The organism is Stenomitos rutilans (assembly GCF_059505485.1).
Genome location: NZ_JCACKR010000009.1, coordinates 1 through 8,616 on the forward strand (window position 1 = coordinate 1; position 8,616 = coordinate 8,616).

General features: G+C 44.5%; 12 protein-coding genes and 1 pseudogene. 7 read left to right on the forward strand and 6 right to left on the reverse strand.

The genetic code is table 11. The annotated features are described in order from the left end of the window. Positions 1–735: hypothetical protein (locus tag AC5JLP_RS00355; RefSeq protein WP_496065900.1), on the forward strand; the 735-nt coding region annotated here is incomplete at its 5' end. An 87-nt stretch (positions 736–822) separates the two neighbouring features. On the opposite strand, the gene AC5JLP_RS00360 is transcribed toward AC5JLP_RS00355, so the two are convergent. Continuing rightward, the gene (locus AC5JLP_RS00360; RefSeq protein ID WP_496065901.1) at positions 823–1,143 is read right to left on the reverse strand and encodes a DUF4351 domain-containing protein; all 321 of its coding nucleotides are present in this window, start codon (positions 1,141–1,143) and stop codon (positions 823–825) included. Here AC5JLP_RS00360 and AC5JLP_RS00365 point away from each other — a divergent pair. Beyond that, positions 1,136–1,309 carry a hypothetical protein gene (locus tag AC5JLP_RS00365; protein WP_496065902.1) on the forward strand — a complete coding sequence of 58 codons (174 nt, stop codon included), beginning with the start codon at positions 1,136–1,138 and terminating at the stop codon, positions 1,307–1,309. The genes AC5JLP_RS00360 and AC5JLP_RS00365 overlap by 8 nt on opposite strands. Before the next feature lie 16 nt (positions 1,310–1,325). Here the strand turns inward: AC5JLP_RS00365 and AC5JLP_RS00370 are convergent, their stop codons facing one another. Beyond that, on the reverse strand, positions 1,326–2,234 hold the full coding sequence (locus AC5JLP_RS00370) for a DUF4351 domain-containing protein (RefSeq protein ID WP_496065903.1): 909 nt from the start codon (positions 2,232–2,234) through the stop codon (positions 1,326–1,328). A gap of 60 nt (positions 2,235–2,294) precedes the next feature. Between AC5JLP_RS00370 and AC5JLP_RS00375 the strand changes: the two are divergent. From AC5JLP_RS00375 to AC5JLP_RS00385, 3 genes and pseudogenes are all read left to right on the forward strand, one after another. After that, positions 2,295–2,558, forward strand: a pseudogene (locus AC5JLP_RS00375) (RHS repeat-associated core domain-containing protein); the annotation flags it as partial. A 9-nt stretch (positions 2,559–2,567) separates the two neighbouring features. Beyond that, positions 2,568–3,146, forward strand: a complete 579-nt coding sequence (locus AC5JLP_RS00380) for a hypothetical protein (RefSeq protein WP_496065904.1) — start codon at positions 2,568–2,570, stop codon at positions 3,144–3,146. Between the two features lie 16 nt (positions 3,147–3,162). Beyond that, positions 3,163–3,825: a hypothetical protein gene (locus AC5JLP_RS00385; protein WP_496065905.1), complete on the forward strand. Its 663-nt coding sequence runs from the start codon at positions 3,163–3,165 to the stop codon at positions 3,823–3,825. A gap of 292 nt (positions 3,826–4,117) precedes the next feature. Here the strand turns inward: AC5JLP_RS00385 and AC5JLP_RS00390 are convergent, their stop codons facing one another. Together AC5JLP_RS00390 and AC5JLP_RS00395 are read right to left on the reverse strand one after the other, a co-directional pair. Then, on the reverse strand, positions 4,118–4,978 hold the full coding sequence (locus AC5JLP_RS00390; protein WP_496065906.1) for a HEAT repeat domain-containing protein: 861 nt from the start codon (positions 4,976–4,978) through the stop codon (positions 4,118–4,120). Between the two features lie 33 nt (positions 4,979–5,011). Continuing rightward, positions 5,012–5,707, reverse strand: a complete 696-nt coding sequence (locus AC5JLP_RS00395) for an RHS repeat-associated core domain-containing protein (RefSeq protein ID WP_496065907.1) — start codon at positions 5,705–5,707, stop codon at positions 5,012–5,014. Between AC5JLP_RS00395 and AC5JLP_RS00400 the strand changes: the two genes are divergently transcribed. Continuing rightward, positions 5,669–6,574, forward strand: coding sequence for an Rpn family recombination-promoting nuclease/putative transposase (locus AC5JLP_RS00400; RefSeq protein ID WP_496065908.1), 906 nt, complete (start codon positions 5,669–5,671; stop codon positions 6,572–6,574). The two genes, AC5JLP_RS00395 and AC5JLP_RS00400, sit on opposite strands and share 39 nt — an antisense overlap. 132 nt (positions 6,575–6,706) lie before the next feature. Here AC5JLP_RS00400 and AC5JLP_RS00405 read toward each other — a convergent pair whose 3' ends face one another. Continuing rightward, the gene (locus tag AC5JLP_RS00405; protein ID WP_496065909.1) at positions 6,707–7,171 is read right to left on the reverse strand and encodes a hypothetical protein; all 465 of its coding nucleotides are present in this window, start codon (positions 7,169–7,171) and stop codon (positions 6,707–6,709) included. 238 nt (positions 7,172–7,409) lie between these two features. Continuing rightward, positions 7,410–7,856, reverse strand: a complete 447-nt coding sequence (locus AC5JLP_RS00410; RefSeq protein ID WP_496065910.1) for a hypothetical protein — start codon at positions 7,854–7,856, stop codon at positions 7,410–7,412. A gap of 226 nt (positions 7,857–8,082) precedes the next feature. On the opposite strand from AC5JLP_RS00410, the gene AC5JLP_RS00415 reads away from it, so the two are divergent. Then, the gene (locus AC5JLP_RS00415; protein ID WP_496065911.1) at positions 8,083–8,514 is read left to right on the forward strand and encodes a helix-turn-helix domain-containing protein; all 432 of its coding nucleotides are present in this window, start codon (positions 8,083–8,085) and stop codon (positions 8,512–8,514) included. Positions 8,515–8,616: the final 102 nt, after the last annotated feature.

Consider the following 8,616-nt stretch of genomic DNA (forward strand, 5'->3'; position numbering starts at 1 on the left):
CTGCAATCATCAAGACTTTCCGCCGATAAGCCCTTACTTCTGTCAGTCAATCAGGAGGAGCTTCATAAGAATGAGTTTTGGGAGGCAAATGGAATGAAAACCTCACTAATTGAATTAAACACTGATGAGATTTCAATTAACGAGTCTTTGTTTCCGGACACAGAAAAAGATGCCTTTGTTCAAGAGCATCTTCAATACTATTACTCTAAGATCAATTCCGTACCAACTATTGTGATTAGAGTGGAGTCTGCATCAATATTTGTTGTAAGAGGGCATTCATATCTCACCACTGCTAAGGAATTAAAATTAAAAAAAATTCGAGTTGTTCTTGACGAGGGTTCAACGGCAGAATCTGTCGTTCGCCTACTCAGAAAGCCCTCAGTTCTCCAACTTGATTGGAAGAAAGTAAAACGCGAAGAGGAAAATTTACTTTTTGAATATAATTGGTACGTTTTTTTCTTTAAAAGATCAATTTCTGAAGCAGAAAAAAGTGTTTTTGATGAGCATATCTTAAGGTTTTTTAGACGGCTTGAGTTCCCCATTTTCTTCAAGGTGCCCGATGAGCGAATTCAAAATCTGAGCTACTCCCACTCTGGATATTGTGCTGAGTTTCAAGCCTATGTGCCGACATTAGATGAAAGATGGTACTCACCCTTTAGGTTAGCGATGGAAGAATTTAACTTGAATTGTATTCCAATAGCTTCATTTCAAGGGCGAAAATTTAACCACTATTGATAAGTTCGATCGCCCCTCCCCTCGGATCGAATCGGCAGCATAAAACCCAGTAGTAACAGCGTTTTCAACCCACTTCAAATGTGATCGCTATTCCTGCTGTGCTTGTAACCAAGTGTCTAAATCGGCGATCGTACTAAAATCTAGCAACGCTTGGCCCAATGCCTCCAGCGCGGTAATCGAGAGTGCATCGATTTGCGATCGTGCGGGTTCAGGTAAGGCTTCCATGCGACGGGTAAGTTGCAAGAGGAGCGATCGCCTGTTGCTTGATTTGTTCAACGGAAAAGAGTCATAGCAAGGGCGATCGCACTTCTTATGACTAGAGGAGCGATCGCTTGATTCTGAGATGCGATCGCGCTGATCATACTTGGGAATTTTGAGGGGCGATCGCCTGCCGCTGAATTTGTTCAATGGAAAAATTCGGAGCGGGCGCGATCGCGGTTATTGTGACTGGAGGAGCGATCGCTTAATTTTGAGAGGCGATCGCGCTAATTCTGCTGAGTTTGAGGGGCGATCGCCTGCTGCTGGATTTGTTCAATGGAAAGATTCGGAGCGGGCGCGATCGCGGTTATTGTGACTGGAGGAGCGATCGCCTAGCGTCCTTGCTCTGCTAACCACGCCTCTAAATCAGCCAAACTGGAGAAATCTAACAGCGCTTCTCCTAACGCTTCTAGTTGAGGAATGGCTAAGGTATTGATGTGCGATCGTACTGAGTCAGGTAATGCTCCAATTTTGCGAGTCAATAAACGCAGGATGAGCGATCGCTCTCCCCGCTCAATACCCCGTTGCTCCCCGCGATGCTCTGTCTGTTGCTCCCACTCCAGATAGGCTTGTGATAGTGTTGCCATCAGACTTTGCTCCTCTTGCTCGATCTCGCCTGTCAATTCCAAACTAATTTTCCAGTTCACCAGTAATTGTAAAACATTCCCACGACGCGGGTCATCCATTGGCAATGTCAGCACCTCAGCGATCGCTTGCTCCTGAACTGCTCCTCTGCCCAAAATCCTGAGCCATAAGGTCTCCTCCGTTGTTGGCAATTGGTTAATGGCAACGATCGCAGTCTTGAATGTTCTACCCAACCAGTACACCCCTGGTAGCCAAGCTGCATTCGCCTCTGCTTTCAAGCCGCCCAGAAAAGCATCGCTCGCGGATGGAGCCAAAACCCAGAGATGCGGTAGATCCTGGTCTGCCATCTGTTGCCCCTGCCGATTTGCTTGACGCTGTCGATCAGCATGAACCAACAGGAGTTTAAGGAGACAGTTCTTGGCTTCGGCTTCCGACGGAGCATTGCGAAAAGGTTCAATCAAGCAGGGAGTAGCAGCCATTCTGCCCAGCAATCCCAGAGTCGCTGGAGCAATAATCGGTTGGGTGGAGGGGGTAAAGTAGACATCCACGAAGCGAGGTTCACCGGGCACTTCCTGGGTAATTCGCACCTCGCCGAGCGGAGTCAGAAATTGCTCCAGAAATTGTTTGGAGAACTGGTCGAAGGGAGTCCGAGTCATTGTCCGTTTCAGTACGGGTTTAGTTCAGGCGTTCTTATTGTAGTGTCCCGTTGACCCTCTATTTCCACTCATTTTTTACATCATCACTCCCGTTATGATGCTTTCGGCACAAAGACAGGCGAGACAGGTGCTGTAAGCAACAAGTACCTGTTTGCTGGGGAGCAGTATGACTCGAATCTGGGTGACTACTATCTGCGAGCAAGATATTACAGTGCTGAGATTGGAAGGTTTGAGAGGAGAGATACTTACGAGGGTAAACTCAGCGAACCGCTGACGCAGCACAAGTATGTATATGCAAATAATAATCCAGGGTTTTATACAGATCCAGGTGGATTGACTGCTATAGCATTAGGGACGGGTGCCACCCTTTCAGTTCTAGAGATTCTGGCAGCAATTTCTCTTTCTGCCTACCTTACTCAAACTATATCGTCAGCACTTAATCCATCAGAGATTAGATGGGAAGGCAAGCTACTTGGTGAGTTGAAATTTTCCTCCCCTACTCTTCCGTCGCCATTTCCGTTACCGGAGCTTGATGGATTTATTCTAGAGCTTGAAGCGAGTAACGGCTATGAAGGTTCTTGGGCGGTTGGAACGCTAGGGCAATCTTTAGATCTCTTACCATCTGCGGATTCTACAACCTTCGACTACAATGCTGAGCAAGATGTTGTAATGTACACACCTAGATACGTTGGTACAAGCCCTTGGTCTTTTTTCGGATTCGCTACTCAAGGTAAAGTGGAGGTTCCTGGCTTTTCTGGCACGGGGCTTATTGTTGGATGGGGTAAGGGATACATTGTCGATGTACCGCTCCAAGGGGGGCACTCTCTAGCCTTGGAATCTATGTTGGTTTTTCAACACCTATACCTAATCGCCTTAGATAATAGCAGTTTTCTGATGTATAGATTTTCATAGAGTAGAGAGGTTCTATATGCCAATTAATTTGCTTAATGTACTCTTGACATCTCTTCGGTCTAGTTTGACAGCTTTGCCACTACTTCCAGGGTATGTCTATCAATCTTTTACTAAAGCTAACCGCTATATAGCAGGTATTAGTCTTGCAGAAAGATCTTGTCTATTTTCGACTTATACTCCTTCCCAGGAAGAGTATCTTGAAGTGCGGAGCAGAATTGACAGTTTTATCAGTGCAGTCTTGAGTTCTCAAGTAGCAGAACTATCTTTAACTAGTAATAATTTGAATTCTTTAAGAGTGACAAGAGGAGAACTTGATTCAAAACATAAATCGTTTGGTAAGACTCAGGAGTTTTATGAAATAGTCGAATCGGGTGTAATAGAAAAAAGATTTGTGCATCCGTTTCCCACCAAATATGGTTTTCTTGACAGAGCTTTACTGATAAGCTACGAGAATGCTAAAGGAAGCATATTTGAGCTTCGACAAGTGATTGAAGAATATGGCAAAACGATAGAAAAATCCGATAATGCGCTTAGAAAATTTTCTATGAAGCAATCGCTGCCCATGTTCCTAATTCTTACAAAAGATAAATCAGCTATAGAAAGAAGTAACTTTGTCCAGGTGGTTGAAAGCCTAAGAGAAGTTTCAATCAATGGAAATAAACTTTATTTGAAAGCTTAAGTACGCTCGCTCCTTGCTGAAGGCTTTGAGGAGCAATGATTCTTATTTTTGTCTTTATAACTAAATGTCCAAGTCAGCGATCGCCCTGTTCAAGCCATTTCTCAAGGAGTGATCGCGCTGATGCTGCTAGGTTGTGAGGGGCGATCTCCTGCTGCTGGATTTGTGCAATGGCAAGACTCGGAGCAGGAGCGATCGCCTTTGGAATAGCTTGAAAGCGCTATTGGTGTTAGGTTTTGTGTTCTTGGCTCAATTTGTAGGGAGGGGCGATTGTACCAGGATAATTCTTTCTGATCTATGATTGTGCTGCGTTTCCAAGTCCTAGCAATTGAGACTGAATAGCTACACCTTCTAACTGTGCGACAACCTGATCAGCACGATTTTTTTGGATTGGGAACAAGGTTGAAATTTTAATTATTGCCTCCTTAAGCTTGGGGAATTTAGCTACAAATGTTTTAGGAGTTTTACGTTCCGCTAAATCTTCTAAAATATTGAGAATAATACCCGCTAGGTGTTCGTCAGCGTCGTTGAGCAACTCTAACAACTTATTCAAATCATCATCAGCACCCAATCGATACCTTGCAGCTAAAATTTCAGCTTTCGTACTCAATGACTCTTCTGATGAAAGGTATATCTGAAGGTTAGATAGAAGTTCTGGTGACGCTTCTCCTAACAGACCAATGGAACAAGCTGCATAGGATCGGACGGAATCAATGGGATCATCTAAGGCTAAATCAAGCGCCACTAAAACTTCTGGATTGCCTGTTTCAGCTAAATCTGCAAGTATTTCTGCAGCAGTAGCTCGAACTACCCAATCAGGGTCACTGCGAAGGAGAATGGTAGTTAATTCCATTGCTGGTATATATCTCAACCTCGAAAGGGCTTCTAGAGCATCAGATCTAATGAGAGCTTCTGGATCTTCTAAAGATATTATGAGTGCAGATCCGACTGTTTCAATTTCCCTACTGCCTATCAACCCTAAAGCTTCTACTGCACATCCTCGAACATTTTCCTCAGAGGCGGTGAGTAAATTGATCAAGACTGGTATTGCTTCAAATGCCTCTAAGTCCCTCAATTTCATGATTGCTGGCGTTTGTTTAGAAGGGTCACCAGACTGACAGTCTTCTAGTAAAAGTTCAATGCTGGGCTGGCTCACAAATGTCTCCTTATAACTTAGTGTCCGCTTCTATTATTTTTTCTTATCCTTAGTTTGCCGACTTTTTCTTACTTGTTGTGCCTTTTGTTCCCTCTTAATTCTCTGTTGTAACTCCTTGTCCCCTTTACCAGCATTAGCTTGTTTAGCCTCATTCATCAGTTGGTCAAGAGCTTCCTCAATATCTTTAGCTTCACCCGCTCTAGTACGTTCGATAGCCTCATTTCTGATTCCTGTGTCACCAGCATCCCCTTGCTTTCCACGCTGTGCAGCGAAATTAGGAACATACAATTCAATGAATTCACTAATAGCTAGATATGTTCCTAACCCCACAATTGCTATACCAGTGACAATTAACCCTCCTACGAGAACTTTTTCAAGCAATGAAGCAGCAGCAAAACTTTGGAGGCTGTAATCTAAAGCATTGTGACCGCTCGGATCAATAAGAGTAATTGGATTGTCGCTAGCATAAACATACTTATGCAGTGTCAGCGGCTCACTCAGCCTGCCTTCATAGCTATCTCTCCTTATAAATCTTCCAGTGTCAGTATCGTAGTACCGTGCCCTCAGATAGTAATCGCCCAGATTCGAGTCATACTGCTCACCCGCGAACAGGTACTTGTTGCTGACATTCCCCGTCCCATCTGTTTTCCCTCCAAAAGCATCATAACGGGAGGACTGTGGCAGAATTGCATGGAATTGGGGAAACGATCGCGCCCCTCCGCAGGTCATGGTGTCAGCCTGAACTGGTACAATCGCACCATGTTTGATAATGTTTCCAAATTCCTAATTGAGCAGTATTCTCCTGACTTTGCCAGTTGGCTGCTTGGTGAAGCGATCGTGCTAACTGAACTGAAATCCTCGGAACTGTCGTTGGAGCCGATTCGTGCTGATGCCCTGATTCTGCTGCAATCCGAGAACGTCGTGTTGCACTGCGAATGTCAAACCGACCCCGACCCAACCATGCCCTTTCGCATGGCAGATTATGCTTTACGGGTGTATCGCCGCTTCCCCACCAAACGCCTGGTACAAGTCGTGCTTTATCTGCGTCAGACCGATTCCGAACGGGTGTATCAAACCAGCTTCAGTGCCAACCAGTTGTACCATGAGTTTCAAGTTGTGCGCCTCTGGGAGCAACCGACAGAGCTTTTCTTCCAGTGTCCTGGGTTACTGCCCTTTGCTGCCTTGAGTCAAACGAGTGATCGCGCTTCGGTGTTACAGCAAGTGGCACAATCGATTGATGAACTGAGGGATCGACAGCAACAGAGTAATCTGAGTGCAGCCACGGGCATTCTCGCTGGGTTAGTATTGGACAGGCAGGTGATTCGACGCGTGCTGCGGAGGGAACTGATGCAGGAATCGGTAATTTATCAGGAACTACGGGAAGAGGCACGTCAGGAAGTGCGATTAGAAGAAAGACTAGAAGGGGAGCGATCGCTCATTCTCCGGCTTTTAACTCGAAAAGTAGGAGAATTACCCGACTCGGTGCGATCGCAAATCGCAGCACTCCCTGTTGATCAGTTAGAGTCATTAGGCGAAGCTTTGCTAGATTTTAGGACTATCGCTGATCTAGATGCTTGGTTACGGAGACAGCAATAGGGACGATCGCCCATCAAGAAGCATAACCAGCGCGATCGCCTTTCAAGATTACCGATCACTCCTCCAGTCACCCTAGCCGCGATCGCTCCCGCTCCAAGTATTTCCATCATCAAACTCAGTAGAAATATAAATTCAGATTGATGAATCAACTTCATGTGCAAACTTGGCACTTCTAATTTCTTTATTTAACAGCGCAATCTCAGCTTGAACAGATTCCATTTCAAAACAGGTCTTATAAATTTGATAGGAGAAGATTGCCAACCTAATATGCTTAGAGGAAAGTGGATTAGCGATTTCCCAGTGATATGAAGCAATGTTTCTGCTTTCATCAACTTCTGCGTATTGGGAGATAGCATTACCATTGGGCAGTGTAGTTACCTGGAAACCCATAAACTCTTTTTTCTGCGAACAAATTTTAAGAGCTATTTCAGTATTTGCTTCATGAGTAGTCTTGAAAGTTAAAACATTTAGATTTAGTTTCCCTGACATAGCTGTTGAGCTGAAGAAAACAGCACCACCATCATCTCCATGTTTTTCAATCCATAACGTAGGCAACTTGAACGTTAATAAACCATTATGATAAACAATTGTTTTCATATCCTCAAATCCTTTTTCATTTTTTGTTTGTATCTTCTCAAAAATACAGATTAGAGTCATAAGTTAGTCAACCGGACAAAAAACAATATTTCCATCGATAAATTGTTTCCATAATCCACCTGAATAATAAAACTCTAGTGCTTCTTGTGAGTAGCATATATTTTTGTATATATAGCGATCCTATTTGGATTGTGAGAAAGGATTCCACTGGAATTCTTTCTCACAAAGCCTCTCAATCTCACAAATGATTTAGGACTGCTATATCATCTAAAGCTTCTTTCTCACGTTTTACAGGGGTACCATCTTTCTTCTTCTTACCAACATTCTCTCTATAGGTTGTTCCATCCTTCTTTTTCATTGTTATGTCAGGTCTTCGCGAACTTTTTTTGCCCCCAGGTGTCGGAATAACTTCTTCAGTTTTATCTCCCCCTGCAACGTGTTCCATTCCCTCATCTTCAAGCTGCTTAATACGTTCAGAAATTTTGTCATTATGAGGACCTCCAACTGGTATCGGACCTCGCTTCGCCTCTAGAAAAGACGCAACTAAATCATCTATCTCTTCAACAATTAGGTAAGTTCCTACACCCAATATTCCTATGGCAGTGATCAAAATAGCTTTTCTTAAGATCTTTTCGATCACTTCCGCAGCTATAGCGATCCTAAATGAGTTGTGAGAAACAACCATAGGAAAAAAGCTTTGGAAAGTCAAAGGTTTGGCGGTGAGTCACAAACTCAAACAGGAACTTAACGGTATTGAATGATTGACACAGGTGGTAGTACGCTCGAATGCACCGCTTTGCCTGTAACCAAATATCTTCAATCGGGTTTTGTTTGGGGTCGTTAGGAGCAAAGCGAATAAGTAGGTGGGTGGAATTAATTGTAAGATAGAGCGTTAGCTAAATTCGCCTATCATGCCTGCTCCTTTACGCATTGTTTTGACCCCTGAAGAAGACCGTACCCTCACAGAACTGCGACTAGCTCAGAACCTTCCCCAGCGCACGCGTGACCGCGCCCACATGTTGCGACTGAACGCTCAGGGATGGAATGTGCCCGCGATTGCGGACATGTTCGAGTGCCATCCTCATACGGTCAGAGCGACACTGCGACGGTGGGAAGAACAGGATTTAGGCGGACTATGGGAAGCCCCAGGACGGGGCGCAAAACCAAAGTGGCAAGCCTCAGACTTGGCTTATCTGACGGCGTGCTTAGAGCACGAACCCCGCACCTACAACAGTCTGCAATTAGCCAAAAAGCTGAAACAAGAGCGGTTAGTCGATTTGAGTCGTGACCGACTCCGCCGACTCCTTAAAAAAAACTTACCGCTGGAAACGCACTCGACATAGTCATCGTCGCAAACAAGACCCGGTGCAAAAGGCGCGCAAGCAGGCAGACTTAGGATTATGGATTCAATAAAACCGGAAATCATAGTGATTGCGGCTTAGCAG